15 protein-coding genes are annotated in these 14,584 nt (G+C 71.2%); 1 reads left to right on the forward strand and 14 read right to left on the reverse strand.

Annotated elements, in window-relative coordinates:
* Nucleotides 1-5: 5 nt before the first annotated feature.
* The 10 genes from BO39_RS13505 to BO39_RS13550 all read right to left on the reverse strand — a co-directional run bounded on the left by BO39_RS13505 (nt 6) and on the right by BO39_RS13550 (nt 8,822).
* Complete coding sequence (locus BO39_RS13505) at nt 6-791, reverse strand: SDR family oxidoreductase (RefSeq protein WP_043834069.1); 786 nt, start codon at nt 789-791, stop codon at nt 6-8.
* Nucleotides 792-795: 4 nt separating this feature from the next.
* Nucleotides 796-1,722, reverse strand: coding sequence for a VOC family protein (locus BO39_RS13510; protein WP_043834072.1), 927 nt, complete (start codon nt 1,720-1,722; stop codon nt 796-798).
* Complete coding sequence (locus BO39_RS13515; protein WP_052402058.1) at nt 1,719-2,555, reverse strand: IclR family transcriptional regulator; 837 nt, start codon at nt 2,553-2,555, stop codon at nt 1,719-1,721. The genes BO39_RS13510 and BO39_RS13515 overlap by 4 nt, the downstream gene beginning before the upstream one ends.
* Complete coding sequence (locus BO39_RS13520) at nt 2,548-3,339, reverse strand: alpha/beta fold hydrolase (RefSeq protein ID WP_052402059.1); 792 nt, start codon at nt 3,337-3,339, stop codon at nt 2,548-2,550. The genes BO39_RS13515 and BO39_RS13520 overlap by 8 nt, the downstream gene beginning before the upstream one ends.
* Nucleotides 3,336-4,091 (reverse strand): SDR family oxidoreductase, encoded by a 756-nt coding sequence (locus BO39_RS13525; RefSeq protein ID WP_043834074.1) that lies wholly within the window; start codon nt 4,089-4,091, stop codon nt 3,336-3,338. The genes BO39_RS13520 and BO39_RS13525 overlap by 4 nt, the downstream gene beginning before the upstream one ends.
* Complete coding sequence (locus BO39_RS13530; RefSeq protein ID WP_043834076.1) at nt 4,088-4,936, reverse strand: ABC transporter permease; 849 nt, start codon at nt 4,934-4,936, stop codon at nt 4,088-4,090. Before BO39_RS13530 ends, BO39_RS13525 begins: the two co-directional genes overlap by 4 nt.
* Complete coding sequence (locus BO39_RS13535; RefSeq protein WP_043834078.1) at nt 4,923-5,906, reverse strand: ABC transporter substrate-binding protein; 984 nt, start codon at nt 5,904-5,906, stop codon at nt 4,923-4,925. Before BO39_RS13535 ends, BO39_RS13530 begins: the two co-directional genes overlap by 14 nt.
* Nucleotides 5,907-5,947: 41 nt before the next feature.
* Nucleotides 5,948-6,781 carry an ABC transporter ATP-binding protein gene (locus tag BO39_RS13540; protein WP_245615148.1) on the reverse strand — a complete coding sequence of 278 codons (834 nt, stop codon included), beginning with the start codon at nt 6,779-6,781 and terminating at the stop codon, nt 5,948-5,950.
* 194 nt (nt 6,782-6,975) lie between these two features.
* Nucleotides 6,976-7,956: a Bug family tripartite tricarboxylate transporter substrate binding protein gene (locus BO39_RS13545; RefSeq protein WP_043834080.1), complete on the reverse strand. Its 981-nt coding sequence runs from the start codon at nt 7,954-7,956 to the stop codon at nt 6,976-6,978.
* A 62-nt stretch (nt 7,957-8,018) separates the two neighbouring features.
* Nucleotides 8,019-8,822 (reverse strand): IclR family transcriptional regulator, encoded by an 804-nt coding sequence (locus tag BO39_RS13550; protein WP_043834083.1) that lies wholly within the window; start codon nt 8,820-8,822, stop codon nt 8,019-8,021.
* A gap of 84 nt (nt 8,823-8,906) precedes the next feature.
* On the opposite strand from BO39_RS13550, the gene BO39_RS13555 reads away from it, so the two are divergent.
* Nucleotides 8,907-9,857: a cupin domain-containing protein gene (locus tag BO39_RS13555; protein ID WP_043834085.1), complete on the forward strand. Its 951-nt coding sequence runs from the start codon at nt 8,907-8,909 to the stop codon at nt 9,855-9,857.
* Nucleotides 9,858-10,068: 211 nt separating this feature from the next.
* Here the strand turns inward: BO39_RS13555 and BO39_RS13560 are convergent, their stop codons facing one another.
* The 4 genes from BO39_RS13560 to BO39_RS13575 all read right to left on the reverse strand — a co-directional run bounded on the left by BO39_RS13560 (nt 10,069) and on the right by BO39_RS13575 (nt 14,467).
* The gene (locus BO39_RS13560; protein WP_043834086.1) at nt 10,069-10,842 is read right to left on the reverse strand and encodes an ATP-binding cassette domain-containing protein; all 774 of its coding nucleotides are present in this window, start codon (nt 10,840-10,842) and stop codon (nt 10,069-10,071) included.
* On the reverse strand, nt 10,839-11,792 hold the full coding sequence (locus BO39_RS13565) for a sugar ABC transporter substrate-binding protein (protein WP_043834088.1): 954 nt from the start codon (nt 11,790-11,792) through the stop codon (nt 10,839-10,841). Before BO39_RS13565 ends, BO39_RS13560 begins: the two co-directional genes overlap by 4 nt.
* Before the next feature lie 34 nt (nt 11,793-11,826).
* The gene (locus tag BO39_RS13570; RefSeq protein WP_043834090.1) at nt 11,827-12,792 is read right to left on the reverse strand and encodes an ABC transporter permease; all 966 of its coding nucleotides are present in this window, start codon (nt 12,790-12,792) and stop codon (nt 11,827-11,829) included.
* Nucleotides 12,793-12,976: 184 nt separating this feature from the next.
* Nucleotides 12,977-14,467 (reverse strand): xylulokinase, encoded by a 1,491-nt coding sequence (locus tag BO39_RS13575; RefSeq protein ID WP_043834092.1) that lies wholly within the window; start codon nt 14,465-14,467, stop codon nt 12,977-12,979.
* Between the last annotated feature and the right edge of the window lie 117 nt (nt 14,468-14,584).

Here is a 14,584-nt window from a genome sequence, read left to right on the forward strand (position 1 = left end):
GTCCGTCAGATGTGCCGCGACACGCCGCCGGAAACCTCCAGGCTGGCGCCGGTGACGTAGCTCGCGGCGGGCGAGCCGAGGAAAAGGATGGCGCGGGCGGGTTCCTCGGGGCGGCCGAGGCGGCCGAGCGGGATGCCCTTCTTGCGCGCGAGGTCGCCGTACCATTCCTCGCGGGTTTGGGCCTTGTTCTCGCGCGCGGCGAAGCGGCGCTGCCACTGGCCGGAATCGACGAGGCCGAGAAGGATGGAGTTCACGCGGATATGGGGCGCGAACTCGGTCGCGAGGGATTTCAGCAGGCTCTGCACGCCGGCTCGGGCGGCAGAGGTGCAGACCATGTGGGATTCGGGCTGCAGCGCGAGGAGCGAGTTCACGCCGACGATGGCGGGGGATTTCGCGCGGTCCAGCAGGGGGCGGAAGGCGCGGAGGGGGGTGATCTGGGAGAAGAACTTCAGTTCGAGTTCCTCGTGCCAGGCGTCATCGGTGGTCTCGGCGAAGGTGGAGACGCGGCCCTGGCCGGCGTTGTTCACGAGCAGGTCGACTGCGCCGCCGCCCCAATCGGCGACGGCCTGGGCGAAGGCGGTGACCTGCTCGCGGTTCAGCACGTCGCAGTTCTGGGCGAGGAGGTTGTCGTCGCCGCCGAGTTCGGCCCGGGCGGCCTCTAGGCGCGCGGGATCGCGGCCGCAAATGGCGACGCGGGCGCCTTCCGCCAGCAGGAGGCGGGCGGTTTCGAGGCCGATGCCGGAGGTGCCGCCTGTGACGACGGCGATGCGGCCCGCGTAGCCGAGGTTCATCGGATCAGCCCGCCGACTGCCAGCCGGCATCCGGGCGGCCGGCCATGACGGTGCGCATGGCCGGCGTGGGCGGACCCGCGGTCATCCAGGTGTCCATCTTCTCCGGCACGTCGCGGGGCCAGACCTCGGGGGCGTGGGTGGCTTCCTCGACCTTGTGGACCTCGGAGGTGAACTCGATGACGAAGCCGGAGGGGGAGACGAAATAGGCGAAGGGGTTGTTGCCCGGGCCGTGGCGGCCGGGACCCCAGGAGGGGGCCTGCCCCGTCTGCTTCATGCGGCCGATGCCGCGCATGAAGCTGTCGATCGAGGGCATCTCGAAGGCGACGTGGTTTGCCGAAGGGTATTGCGCGCGGTTGAGGGCGAGGCAGTGGTGGTCGCTGAAGGCTTCGTCCGTCGCGCAGCGGAGGAAGACCATCATGTCCGCGGAGTAGTCGGTGATGCGGAAGTTGAGGTGTTCCTGGTACCAGGCGGAGGTCGCGTCCATCGCGGGGGTGTTGAGCACGACGTGGGAGACCTTGCGCGGCAGGGCGCGCTCGTCGTCGGTGTCGGCGTGGCGGGCGACGTCGGCGGAGAAGCGGAGGCGGCGGCCCTCGGGGTCGAGGGCGGTGAAGCCGTAGCCGCCGCCAGGGGTGGAGAGCTCGGCAGGGGCGGTGGTGGATATGCCGGCGGCGCTGAGCTGGGTGTGGAGGGCGTCCACGCGGGCGCGGCTGTTCATGCCGAAGTTGATGTAGTCGATGCCGAAGTCCCGGTCCTCGCGCATGGCGTAGATCCAGAACTCGGAGCCGGTGCCGCGGAGATAGAAGGTGCCGTCATTGCCCTCGGCGACGGTGCGGAGGCCCCAGCTGTTCTCGTAGAAGCCGCGGGTGGCGGTGACACCGGGGGCGCGCATGGCGATGCCGCGCATGAAGTCGGGACCGATCTTTTGGGTCATGCGACCACCTCTAATCTCGTGGGGTTCTGCTGGCGCGCCGGGCCGGCCCAGCCGAGGCGGCGCGAGATTTCCTCCGCTGTTTCCGCGACGGCGCGGCCGATGCGCTCGCGGCGGGCGGGGCCGTCGAAGGACGTGGTCTGGCCGCTGACGTTCAAGGCGGCGATGGGGATGCCGGCGCTGTCGAAGATGGCGGCGGCGACGGAGGAGATGCCGGCCTCGAAGAAGCCGTCGCTCCAGGCGAGGCCGGCGGCGCGGTCGGCGGCCAGGCGCTCGGTGAGCTGGTCCATCGTGACGGGGGTGTGCGGCGTGCTCGGTTGCAACGGCGCGCCGGCGAAGAGGCGGCGCACGGCCTCTTCCGGCATGTGGGCGAGGATGATGCGGCCCATGACGGCGGCGTGCGCGGGCAGGCGGCTGCCGACGCGGATGTTGCTGACGTAGCGGCCGTGCTCGGGTGTGCGGCGGAGGACGTAGACGATGTCCACGCCGTCGAGCACGCCGAGATGGGCGGAGAGGTCGGTCGTGTCGGCGAGGCGCGCGATGCAGGGCACCGCTGTTTGCACGAGGTCCTGCGAGAAGAAGGCCTGGGCGGCCATGCCGATGAGGCCGAGGCCGATGCGCCAGCCGGCGTTGGGGCCGATCGGTTCGATGAAGCGCTCGGCTTCGAGCGTGGTCAGCAGGCGGAGCAGGGTGGTGCGGTTGATGCCGAGGGCGCGGGCGGTCGCGGCCATGTTCGTGACCGTGTCGCCCTCCGCGATGTGGCGGAGGAGGCGGGCGGCGCGCTGCACAGGGGGGGAGAGGTAGGCGGATTCCTCCGCCTCGGCGGCGTCAGGCAAGGAGGGTCTCCGCGAGGATGGCGGCCATCTCGCGCGGGAACTCCTGCGGCATGGCGTGGCCGGCGGCCGGGAGCTCGGCGAGGCGGAGCGGGTTGGGCAGCGCCGCGTGCAGGCGACGGGCGTTGTCGGGCGGGGTGACGACGTCCTCCAGGCCCGTGGCGACGAGAGTGGGCATGGTAAGGCGCGGCGCGTCGGCCAGGAGGTCGCCGGCGCCGAGGGCGTGGACGGCCTGGGCGTAGCCGGGCGGGTTCACGGCGGCCATGGAGCGGCGAACGCCCTCCACCACTTTTGGGCGGTTCTCCGCATCGAAGACGAGGCGGGCGGCGCGGCGGGCGGCGAAGTCCTGGGGGCCGAGGGCGGTGAGGTCGTCGATGCGGGATTGGACGTTGGCGGGGAGCGGGCCGGCGGTGACGCCGTAGCCGAGGGCGGGGGAGAGAAGCGCGAGACGCTCCACGCGATCCGGGTGCAGGGCGGCAAAGCGGCCGGCGAAGAGGCTGCCGAGGGAATGGCCCATCAGGCGCACGCGGGCGTGGCCGAGCGCGTCGAGCACGCGCAGAAGAGCGGCGGCGTAGTCGCTCGGCGTGGGAGACTCCGGCGCAACGGGCGCGGAGGTGCCGTAGCCGGGAGCGTCCCAGGCGATGACGTCCAGCGCGGGCGGCAGGACGGCCATGAGGGGTGCCCAGCTCTCCGCGTTGCTGCCGATGCCGTGCAGGAGGACGAGGAGCGTGCCCTCTCCCTTGCTTCGGTGGAGGGTGATGCCGGCGACGGTCTCGGTGGTGGTCATGTGAAGACGAAGCCCGCATCGACCGGGATGGTCTGGCCGGTGACGGCCAGGGCGCCGGGGGTGAGGAGGAAGAGGACGGTGTCGGTGATGTCCTCGGGCACCTGAGGGCCGGGCACGGCGCGGCCAGTCTCGTAGAGGCGATGGCGCTCGGGCGGTACGTAGTCCGTCGCCTCGCAGCGCATGATGCCGGGGGCGATGCAGGAGATGCCGATGCCGCGCGGGCCGAGTTCGCGCGAGAGCGAGCGGGTCATGGACATGATCGCGCCCTTGCTGGCCGTGTAGGCGAGCAGGCGGGGGGCGCCCCAGAGGGCGGTGTCCGAGGCGAGATTGACGATGCGGCCTTCCGTCATCAGCGGCACCATCGCGCGGGTGACGAGCCAGGTGCCGCGCACGTTCACCCTCATCACGCGGTCCCAGGTGTCGATCTCGATGGCGTCGAATTCGGGGCCGCCGATGCCGGTCGCGATGGCCGCGTTGTTGACGAGGCCGTGGATCGTGCCCTCGTGGGCGGCGATGTCGGCGGCGAAGGCCTCGATGGAGGCGGGGTCGGCAAGGTCGAGCGGGAGGGCGCGCAACTCGTGGCCCTGCGCGGTCATGGCGGCGGCGGCTTCGGCGAGGCGGTCGGCGAGGATGTCCGCCAGCACGAGGCGGGCGCCGGCGCGGGCGCAGGCGAGCGCGATGGCCTGGCCGACGCCGCGCGCGGCGCCGGTGACAACGATTGTGCGGCCCGCGAGGGTTTGCGGTACGCTCACTGGGAAATCCGCGGGACGTAGTGGAGGATGCGGGCCTCGGCGGCGGCGACGGCCCAGTAGAGGACGATGCCGATCACCGTGAGGAGCACGATGGCGTTGAAGACCATCGAGGTGTTCGCCTGCCCCTCGCCATAGGTGATGAGATAGCCAAGGCCGACGCCGCCGCCGACCAGCTCGCCCACCGTGACGCCGATGACGGCGAGCGTCGCGCCGATGCGCAGCCCCGCGAGGAGGTTGGGCATGGAGGCGGGAAAGTAGACCTTCCAGAAGATCTGCGAGCGCGTCATCGAGTAGGCGCGGGCGAGGTTCACGAGGTCGCGGTCGGTGGTCTTCATCGACTGCAGCACGTTCACCAGGATGGGGAAGAAGACGACCAGCACGGTGACGACGAGCTTTGGCCAGGAATTGTAGCCAAACCACATGATGAAGAGCGGCGCGAAGGCGACCTTGGGCGCGATCTGCAGCGCGAGGATATAGGGCGACAGCACGCGCTCCCACAGGCGGGAGAGGCCGAGGCCGTAGCCGCAGGCGGCGCCGAGCAGGCCGCCGGCGACGAAGCCGATCGTCGCCATGGTGGCGGTGGAAACGATGTGGCCGAGCAGGTCCTCCTGGCGCCACATGCGGCCCATCTCGGCGGCCATGTCGGTGACGGTCGGGATGATGTATTTCGGCACGCCGAGCGCGGGCGGGAGGTACTGCCAGGCGAGCAGCACGACGACGGCGACGAGCAGCGTCATCGCGGGCAGCGCGAGGGGGCCGGCGAGGGAAAGGCGCGGGGCTTCCGTGCCCAGGGGTGCGACGGCCGGGGTGACGCTCGGCCGCGCGGCGGTCTCAGACGAACTCATTGCTGTACAGATCCCCCACCGGGACGGCTTCCTGGATCACGCCGTTGTCCATGTAGGACTTCTGGATGAGGGCGAGACGCTGGGGATCGAACTTACCGAGCTCCGTGCCCGGGCGCGGCGGATAAACCTGGGTGACGTAGCGGCGGAGGATGCGCTCGATCTCCACCTCCTTCCCGGCCTGCTGGGGCACGGCGCGGCAGAAGTCGCGGGCGGCGGAGGTGGGGTCGTCCATGCAGGCCTTCACGCCGCGCATGATGCCGCGCACCACGCCGCGGACGGCGGCGGGACGGTCATGCGCCATGCGGTCGGAGGTCAGCACCGCCTGCGCCATGGAGGGGAAGACCTGCGCCAGCTCGTGGTAGTCGAGCGCGGTGCCGGCGGTCTCGATGTTGTCGGCCCAGTCGGGGGTGGCGGTGATGCCGTCGAGGCTGCCGGCGACCATGAGCTGCACCATGCCGGCGGCGCCGACGGCCTGGATTTGCACGTCGCTCTTCTGGATGCCGCTGCCGGCCAGCGCGCCGAGGAGCGCGTAGTAGCCGGTGTCCTGGAAGGCGATGACGCCGATCTTCTTGCCGCGCAGGTCCGCGAGGGACTTGATGTTGCGGTCGCGCCGAGTGGCAACCTGGTAGAGCGAGCCGCCGCCGAGCAGCGCCACGGCGCGAACGGGCAGGCCGTTGGCGCGCACGATCATGGAGGTGTCGCCGCTGCCGCCGCCGATCTCGGCGTTGCCGAGCGCGACCTGCTTCGCGACATCGGCGCCGCCGCGGCCGAGCTGGTAGGCGACTTCCACGCCCTCCTCGCGGAAGAAGCCGCGCTGCTGGGCGAGGTGGTGAGGCACGAAGGCTGGGAGGAAGGAGGGAGCGGGGAAGAGGTAGGTGACCTTCTCCGCGGCGCGCGCTGGACGGATTAGGGCGGCGGTGGCCAGGCCCAGGGCGGCGGCCCCGGTGGCGCGTCTCGTCAGCAAGGGCATGGCCCCTTCCCCTTTGTCTCGGTTGGTGTTGTGCACGGTGGCTATTCCTCGCGCTCGGCGAGGTGGAGCGACTGGAAGAGGTGCGTCATCGCCTCGCGGGCGCGCGGGAGGGCCTGGCGGGCGATGGGGTCGTCGCGATGCGGGAGGTCGAGGTCGATCTCCTCGACGATGCGGCCCGGGCGCTCGCTCATGACGAGGATGCGGTCGGACATGGCGACGGCCTCGGCGAGGTCGTGGGTGATGAGCAGCGCGGTGACACCGGAATCGTGAATGGTGCGGGCGAAGGAGCGCTGGAGAAGGAGCTTCGTCTGCGCGTCGAGGGCGGAGAAGGGCTCGTCCAGCAGCACGACGTCGGGCTCGATGGCCAGCGTGCGCGCGAGGGCGGCGCGCTGGCGCATGCCGCCGGAGAGCTGGAAGGGGTAGTGGTTCGCGAAGTCCGAGAGGCGGCAGCGGGCGAGCTCGCGGAGCGCGCGCTCGCGGCGCTCGGCGCGGCTGAGGGCGCGGGCCTCGAGGCCGAACTCGACGTTGCGGACGATGCTGCGCCAGGGAAGGAGCAGGTCCTTCTGGAGCATGAAGCCGACATGCTTGTTGGGGCCGGTCACGACCTCGCCGGAGAGGGAGACGCGGCCTTCGGTCGGGGCGTCAAGGCCGGCGGTCATGTTCAGGACGGTGCTCTTGCCGCAGCCGGAGGGGCCGACGATCGAGACGAACTCGCCCTTGCCGATGGTGAAGCTGAGGTCCTGCACGGCGGTGAAGGGGGTGGCGGTGCGGGTGGCGAAGCGCTTGGTCACGCCCTCGAAGGAGAGGACGGCAGGCGGCGCCGGCCGCACAGCGGGGATGACTGCCAGCTCGGCAGGGAGGGCGCTCTGCGACACAGGGGCATCCATCCGTTCGGTCTGTTCAAATATGAACTAGATGTTCATAAATTTGAGCATCGGATGCTTCGCCGTTCCCGTCAAAAGGTTTTTACGGGCTCAGACGCCGCTAATCCGGGCACGGGTCGTGAAGAGCGCGCAGCTTGGGCAGGGCTGCCGCTTCATTGTGCAGTGCAGCAGCCCCTTCCCGGTGGTCAGAGGCCTGATTGGATGTTCCGGCTGCGGATGACCTCGGCCCAGGTGGCGGTCTCGCGGCGGATGCGGGCGCCGAACTCGGCCAAACCTTCGTCGGTGATCGTCAGGCCCTGGGCCTCGAGGCTGGCCGTGGTGGCGGGGGCGTGGAGGACAGCGCGGATGGCGGCGTAGATCGCGGCCAGCGTGGCCTCGGGCGTCGCGCGCGGGGCGAGCAGGCCGTACCAGGAGGTGATGTCGAAGCCGGCGAGGCCGAGTTCCTCGAGCGTCGGGATCTCGGGTGCGGTGGGCGAGCGGACGGCGGTGGTGAGCGCCAGGGCGCGGACCTGTCCGCCGCGAATGGCCGCCAGCGCCGCCGGCAGGTTGGTGAAGAGGAGCTGCACGTTGCCGGCGACGACGTCGGTGAGGGCCTGGCTGGACCCGCGATAGGGGACGTGGAGCATCGAGATGCCGGCGCGCTGGGCGAGGAGTTCGCCGGCGAGGTGGAGTTGGCTGCCGACGCCGGGCGAGGCGTAGGTCACGCCCTCGGGGCGCGACTTCGCGTAGGCGACGAGCTCCGCGATCGTGCGGACCGGCAGGTTCGGCGCGCAGACGATCACGTTCGGGGCGGTGGCGAGCATGCTGACGGGGGCGAAGTCGCGCTCCACGTCAAAGGTAAGATTGCTCATCAGGGTCGGGTTGATCGTCAGGTTGCCGGCGGGGACGAGCAGGAGCGTGTTGCCGTCGGGGGCGGCGCGGCGGACGGCGTCGATGCCGATGTTGCCCTGGGCGCCCGTTCGGTTGTCCACGACGGCCGGCTGGCTGCTGGCGGACTGAATGCCCTGCGCGATGACGCGCGCAAGCACGTCCACGGGGCCGCCGGGGGTGAAGGGGGCGACGATGGTGACGGGGCGCGTGGGCCAGCTTTCAGCGAGGGCCGGGCGGGCAGCGAGGGCGGCGAGGCCGAGGAGGAGGGCGGCGCGGCGGGTGGGCTGGTAGGTCACGAGGGTGGGCCTTTGGCGGTTTGGATGTGGCGGAGGTGCAGGCAAGCGGCGCGCCCGGGGGATCAGGACGCCGTGCCGCCCGCATGACCCAGCGCGAGGGAGATGCGGGCGGCGGCGGCGGTGACCTCGGCGGCGAGCGGGCCGCGAAGTTCCTCCTCGGAGGTGAGGAGGGCGACGGTGGAGAGGTTGATGGCGGCGACCGTCGCGCCGCTGACGTCGCGCAGCGGGGCCGCGACGCTGGCGACGCCGGCCTCGAAGCCCGCGATGTGGGCAGCAAAACCGGCGGCGCGGTCTCGCTCCGCCTGGGCGAGGAGGGCCGCGAGGTTGGTGGGCGTGTTCGGGCCGTGCGGCGCGAGGTCGGCGCCGGCGTAGAGGGCGCGGAGGTCGTCGGGCGGCAAGGCTGCGAGAAGGACGCGGCCCATGGTGGTGGCATGGGCAGGCAGGCGTGTGCCGACCTGCACCACGCTGGAGAGGGAGCGGCGGGTGGGGAGGCGGGCGAGGTAGACGACCTCCCTCCCCTCCAGCACGCCGAGATGGGCGGACCAGCCGCTGCGGTCGCGCAGCGCTTCGAGCTGCGGGAGGGCGACCTCCACGAGATCGCGCGAGGCAAGGTAGCCGTAGCCGAGGCGGAGGACCTGCGGGCCGAGGGTGTAGGTGCGGGTGCGCGGGTCATGGGCGAGGAAGCCCAACTGCTCCAGCGTGTAGGCGATGCGGAAGATGGCGGAGCGGGTGACGCCGACGGCCGCGCCCATTTCCGTCAGCGTCATGCGGCGGCGCTCGGGGGTGAAGGCGCGCAGAACCTCCAGCCCGCGCGCGAGGCCGGGGACGAGGTAGCGGTCCTCGGAAGGGGTATTTTGTTTACCCATAAAACAGTGTGTAGCTGCTAAAACGCGGGGCTGCTAGGGGAACGCTTCACCGGCACCGGGCCGGAATCAGCCGGAGGGCTCCGCATGAACGTCATCGCCCCTGTTGCCTCGAGCCTTGAGGCCGATCTGCGCGCCCATGTGGGGCGGCACGTGGACAAGGTGTTCGACTGGGACGCCTTCCCCAGCAACCGCGGCTTCGCAGACCTGGAGCGGGCGCAGATGCGCTACATCGGTGCGGGCGGATCGCCGAAGGTGGGCGACACCTCGACGCTGAAGCCGGAGCACTTCACGGTCAGCCTCATCTACAAGCCGGTGGGCAAGTATGCGGCCTGCCACGCGCACGAGATCGAGGAGAGCTTCCTCATCATCGACGGCGTGCTGACGGTGGGCTGGGAGAAGGATGGCGAGGTCGTCGAGGTGCGGCTTGGGCCGAAGGACATGATCCTGAACGCCCGCGACATCGGCCATGGCTTCCGCAACGACGGGATCGAGCCCGTGCTGATGAGCATCAGCGTGGATGTCGGCAAGCCGCTGCCGCCGCGCTACCTCTACCACCCGAAAAACACGGCGCCGGAGCTGGCGCGGAGCTTCGGCGCGGCGCCGGGGAAGACGGTTCCCTTCGACCCGAAGGGCGAGCACCCGCTGCAGCAGCATATGGCGCGCTACGTCATCCGCCATTCCGAGCAGCCGACGCTGTGGGACGCGGCGGGCTTCACGCGGAAGGTCTATGTCGGGCCGGGCGGGGTGGAATCCGACACCTGCCGCAAGGAGCTGCTCGGCGTGCCCGTGGGCGTGGGCGTGAAGCCGTACGCGCGGGACGTGGAGGACGCCTTCCTCGTGCTCGAAGGCAGCCTGACCGTGGGCTGGGAGGACGAGGCCGGTGCTTCCGTGGAGATCGAACTCGGGCCGCGGGATCTGGTGATGAATCCGGCGGGGCGGCGGCACTGGTTCCGCAACAACAGCGCGGGGCCGGTGACGGTCTGGCAGGTGGTGGGCAGCGCCGAGCCGGAGACAGTGCGGTTCGAGGCGGGCTGATCGGGGAGCTGACCCGATCGGTTCGGGGCGGTGGCCTGAAGGTGCTCGTCGCACCGGGTTGGCGCCGCGCCGGCCAGGGTGGAAGCCTGCAGTCGCCAAGGTGCCGGGGACCGGAGCGCCAACGCGCTCCGGTCCTTTGACGCCTTCCTTCGCGGCGGAATGAGCCGCCGGGCCGCTGCCTGCGGCGGTGAAGCCGGGCCTGACGCGCCGCTCAGCCCGCCGGCGCTACCTCCGTCCCCTGCCCTGTCATGATCATGTGGGCGAGCATATCCGGATCGAGTCCTGCGACCGTCCGGTCGATGACCTTATGCCCGGCCTTCATGATCGCAACCCGCGTCGCCACCGCGCAGACATCGGCCATGCTGTGGCTGACCAGCAGCACCGCCCTGCCCTCGCCGCGCAGTCGGCGGATCAGGTCGAGCACCTGCGCGGTCTCGCGCACGCCCAGCGCCGCCGTGGGCTCGTCCATGATCACGAGTTCCGCCTTCCAGCGCAGCGCGCGCGCGATGGCGACAGCCTGCCGCTGCCCGCCGGACAGCCCCTCGACGGGTCGCGCCATGTCGGTCAGCGCGGGGTTGAGGCGCTGGAGGTAGCCCAATGCCTCCGTCATCATCCGCCGCCGGTCCAGCAGGCGCGGGAAGGGCAGGCCCAGCGGCCCGCGCGTAAGTTCGCTCCCGAGAAAGACGTTCTCGGCGATGGACATGCGGGGCGCGAGTGCGAGGTCCTGGTAGATCGTGGCGATCCCGCCGCGCAACGCGTCCTCGGGCGAGTGGAAGGCGACCTCCCTCCCCCGCAGCGTCATCGTGCCGCTGCTCGCCGCCTGCGCGCCGGCGATGACCTTCACGAGGCTGGACTTGCCGGCCCCGTTGTCCCCGCAGAGCGCCAGCACCTCTCCCGCCCCGATGTCGAGATCGACGCCGCGGACGGCCTCCACCGCGCCATAGGCCTTGCGAACGCCGCGGAGGGAAAGGAGCGCCTCGCTCATGGCGTGAGGTAGCGGGCCACGTTGGACTGGTCGACCAGCTCGGCCTCCAGCAGCAGGTAGGGACCGGCGGTGACGCTCGCCGCAGGCTGCTTGCGGACAGCGATGCTCTCCATCGCGGCCGTCGCGCGCTGGCCCATCTCCTCAAAGGGGATCGCCACGGTGGCCATCAGGGTGGATTCAGGATCGGCGATCCGCCGGTAGGTCTCCTTGCCGCCGTCGACGGAGATGATGGACACCTCGCCCTTCTTCGCGCCCTGCGCCTGCAGCAGGTCGTCCACCACATAGGCCTGCCCGTCGAAGGAGGCCCAGATTCCCCCGTACCGGCCCCGGTTGCGCAGCAGCAGCGCCTGCATGCCGGCACGCACGTCCTCCTGCCAGCTCGCGGTACGGGCCATGGCATGGCGCCCGAGGACGGTGACCGCCTGGTTCTCCGACAGCACCACGTCCAGCACCTTGCCGCGGATACGGGTGGCGGCGTTCCCCTCGAACCGCACGGTGAGCAGCGCGCCGCGGTAGTTCATCCGGCCGAGCAGCCAGAGCGCGGCCTGGGCGCCGACCTGGTACTCGTTGACCACCACGTCAAACAACGTGTGGGGGCTGGAGCCGGACATGATGGTGATGACCGGAATGCCCGCCTTGGCCGCCGCGGCGAACTGCGCGTCGGCCTCCGTCGGCTTGCCCATGCAGACGACGATACCGCCAGGCTTGCGCTGGACCAGCGCGTCGAACTGCTCGGCGTGCTTCGGCAGGGAGCCCTCGGAGTTCAGCAGGGTGACGTTCCAGCCCTTCGCCCGCGCCGCCGCGGCGGCCGCATTGGCGGCGCGCGCATGGGTCTCGGAGGACATCTGGAAGCCGATGACCGCCAGCTCGAACGGCGCCTGCGCCGCGGCCGGGCCCGCTGCCATGGCCATCATGGCGGCGGAGGCGCCCAGCAGATCCCGTCTCAGCATCGCGTTCTGTCTCCTGATCGCACGAAGGATTGTGTCAGGCGGCCGCGCGCAGGTTCAGCCGCTTGGTGAAGGCGGCCCGCCGCATCACCGTGGAGGAGAGCGCGACCGACCCCGTGATGATGACGCCGAGCGCGATATCCTGCGCGTAGTAGGGCGCGCCCAGCAGGACCAGCCCGTTGCCCAGTGCCTTCAGCATGAAGGCGGCGAGGAGCGTGCCAGGGATGTTGGGCCGCCCCGGCTCGATCATCGTCATGCCGAGCAGCACCGCGGCGATGGCGTAGAGGAAGTGGTCACCGGCCATGTTCGGGGCGGCAGAGGAAAGGCTGGCCGCGAGCAGCACCGCCGTGACGCCTGCCAGCAGGCCCGCGAGCGCAAGGCCCAGGCGCTTCATCCGACGTGTGCGGATGCCTGCCAGCCGCGCCGCCTCGTCGGCCTCACCTGTCGCCAGCATGTGCAGGCCGGTGCGCGTGCGCTTCAGGAGGACCCAGGCGAGCAGGCCGATCGCCGCCATCCACCAGATCATGTTCGACACGCCGAGCAGCGAGCCGCGCGCGAGGCCCGTGAACTCCCGCGGCCAGCGCCCGACGAAGGCAACGCCCTGCGTGATCATGAAGCCGAAGCCCCGCGCGACGGCCGCCGTGCCGAGGGTTGCGATCAGCGAGGGAACGCCGAGGACTGTCACGGCGAAGCCGTTGACCAGCCCGGCGCCCAGCCCGGTGGCAAGGCCCGCCAGCACGGCGAGTGCCGGCATCGTGCCGCCCTGGATCAGCGCGCCCGTCACGACGGCCGCCAGGCTCGCGACGTCGGCGATGGAAAGGTCCAGCTCCGCCGTTGCCAGGGCAAGGGTGAAGCCGATGGCCAGCACCGCGAGGAAGGCGGTGTCCTTGAGAATGAGGGAGAGGTTGCCGGGACTGGCGAAGTTCTCGGCGAAAGCCCCGAAGAAGAGGAGGACGAGGAACCCGGCCAGCGCCGTGCCGAAGCGTGAGAGAAGAGCCGTCATGGGGTGACGATGGCCCGGCAACGCCGCCTTTGCCGCAGGGGAAACCTGCGCCTGGACAATCCTGCTCGCGCAGCCAACAGCCCGCCCTCCGTGACGATCACACGCCCCCGCGCCACGGTCCTGCGGCGCGTCGGCCGCAGGATGGACCGGGCGGCGCGGCCCGTCACCCCGGCCGCTCCCGCCGTCAGGACGGGGAGCAGAGCGCGGCCAGTTCCGCCGCGCCCGGCCGCAACGCCGCCACCGTCGCGGTCCAGGCGGCGTAGAGGGGTTCATAGGCGTCGCGGCGCGCGGGGTCGGGCTCGTAGCGGCGTGCCGGACGTGCGAGCGCCTGCTGCGCCGCGGCGAGGTCGGGAAACATGCCGAGCCCGGCCCAGGCCAGCATGGCGCATCCCAGCAGGCCGGGCTCCGCGGCCTCTCCGACCACGATGGGGCGGTTGGCCACGTCGGCCTTGATGCGGCACCAGGGCTCGCTGGCCGCGCCGCCGCCACCGAGGCGGATCTCCCGCACGGGGAGGCCAAGCGCGGCCTCCGCGCGCTCAAGAACGGTGCGGTTGAGGAAGGCGAGGCCTTCCAGCACCGCCCAGGCAAGGTCCGTCGCCTTGTGCCGTCGGTTAAGGCCGAGCCAAGCCCCACGCAGGTTCGGATCCCAGTAGGGCACTCTTTCCCCTTGAAGGAAGGGGAGGAACAGGGCCGGGGAGGAGTCCCGCGGCAGCGCGAGCAGGCGTTGCAGCCCATCGGCCGCCGGCCCTGCGCTGCCCTCGGCCAGGAGGCCGAGAAGCCACGGGACGCTGTCCGCGCCAGACTGGCTCGGGCCGCCGATCTGCTGCAGGCCAGGGCCCCAGTCGACCGAAAGCAGTCCTGGCGCCTCGACCGCCTCGGTGCCCAACGCGCCCAGCACCTCCGTCGTGCCGGAGATGTTGTAGGCCAGGCCAGGGCGCAGCGCGCCGAGCCCTGCCACGGCCGCCCAGGTGTCGTTGGCACCGGCGAAGACCGGCTGTCCCGCCAGCCCCGCGAGCGCCCCGGGCAGATCGGGCCGGACGGTGCCCAGCACTTCTGTAGGCAGGAGGAAGCGCGTCGAGGCAATTGCCGGTGGCAGGCCGATTATTCCTGCCAGACTGCTCTCACCCGGCTGCGGGGCGAGCGTCGCCCGCAGCCGGGCGCCCGACACGCTGTCCGTGGCCATGCGCCCGGTGAGGCGGAAGTTGAGGTAGTCCTTGGGGTCGAGGACCGCGTGCAACTGCTCCAGCACGCGGGGTTCGTGCGCCGCCAGCCATGCCAGGCGTGCGGCGGGATGGAAGGCGTTGAGCTGGGCACGTTCCGGCCAGTCTGCCGGCACGCGAGCGAGCAGGTCATCGGCCTCTGCCACCGCGCGCGTGTCGCGGAAGGTGATCGCCGGCCGCAGCACGCGGCCCTCCCTATCGAGGAAGATCTGCGTTCGCGTGAGGCCGCAGAGGGCGACCCCGCGGACAAGGTCGAGATGGGCATCGCTCTGCGAGAGAGCCTCGACGGCCTGGAGAAGCAGGCGCCACCAGTGATCGGGATCGACCTCCGTCGCGGTGGCGCCACCCGGCAGGTCGGCCGCCGCGGTCGCCTCAGCGACCGTCCGCCCGGCGGGGTCCAGAAGGGCGGCGCGGAAGGTGGTCGCGCCGAGATCGCAGGCGAGGATGAGGCTCATGGGAGCTGTCATGCATGGATCGGGCTTGAGTCCAAGGTGGGGGCGCGTGGTGCAGGAACTGTGCGCGCCCGCCCTGATGCGGCGCCGGCTGATCGTATCCGCTGGCGGGCGACGGCA

Origin of the sequence: Roseomonas aerilata DSM 19363 (genome assembly GCF_000711725.1) — a bacterium.
GTDB lineage: Bacteria > Pseudomonadota > Alphaproteobacteria > Acetobacterales > Acetobacteraceae > Roseomonas > Roseomonas aerilata.

Coding starts and splice junctions, on each gene's coding strand:
- BO39_RS13560 (WP_043834086.1), bottom strand. CDS start 10,842: ATGAGCGAGGCGCTCCTTTCCCTCCGCGGCGTTCGCAAGGCCTATGGC.
- BO39_RS13555 (WP_043834085.1), top strand. CDS start 8,907: ATGAACGTCATCGCCCCTGTTGCCTCGAGCCTTGAGGCCGATCTGCGC.
- BO39_RS13570 (WP_043834090.1), bottom strand. CDS start 12,792: ATGACGGCTCTTCTCTCACGCTTCGGCACGGCGCTGGCCGGGTTCCTC.
- BO39_RS13505 (WP_043834069.1), bottom strand. CDS start 791: ATGAACCTCGGCTACGCGGGCCGCATCGCCGTCGTCACAGGCGGCACC.
- BO39_RS13565 (WP_043834088.1), bottom strand. CDS start 11,792: ATGCTGAGACGGGATCTGCTGGGCGCCTCCGCCGCCATGATGGCCATG.
- BO39_RS13535 (WP_043834078.1), bottom strand. CDS start 5,906: ATGCCCTTGCTGACGAGACGCGCCACCGGGGCCGCCGCCCTGGGCCTG.
- BO39_RS13510 (WP_043834072.1), bottom strand. CDS start 1,722: ATGACCCAAAAGATCGGTCCCGACTTCATGCGCGGCATCGCCATGCGC.
- BO39_RS13520 (WP_052402059.1), bottom strand. CDS start 3,339: ATGACCACCACCGAGACCGTCGCCGGCATCACCCTCCACCGAAGCAAG.
- BO39_RS13550 (WP_043834083.1), bottom strand. CDS start 8,822: ATGGGTAAACAAAATACCCCTTCCGAGGACCGCTACCTCGTCCCCGGC.
- BO39_RS13530 (WP_043834076.1), bottom strand. CDS start 4,936: ATGAGTTCGTCTGAGACCGCCGCGCGGCCGAGCGTCACCCCGGCCGTC.
- BO39_RS13575 (WP_043834092.1), bottom strand. CDS start 14,467: ATGAGCCTCATCCTCGCCTGCGATCTCGGCGCGACCACCTTCCGCGCC.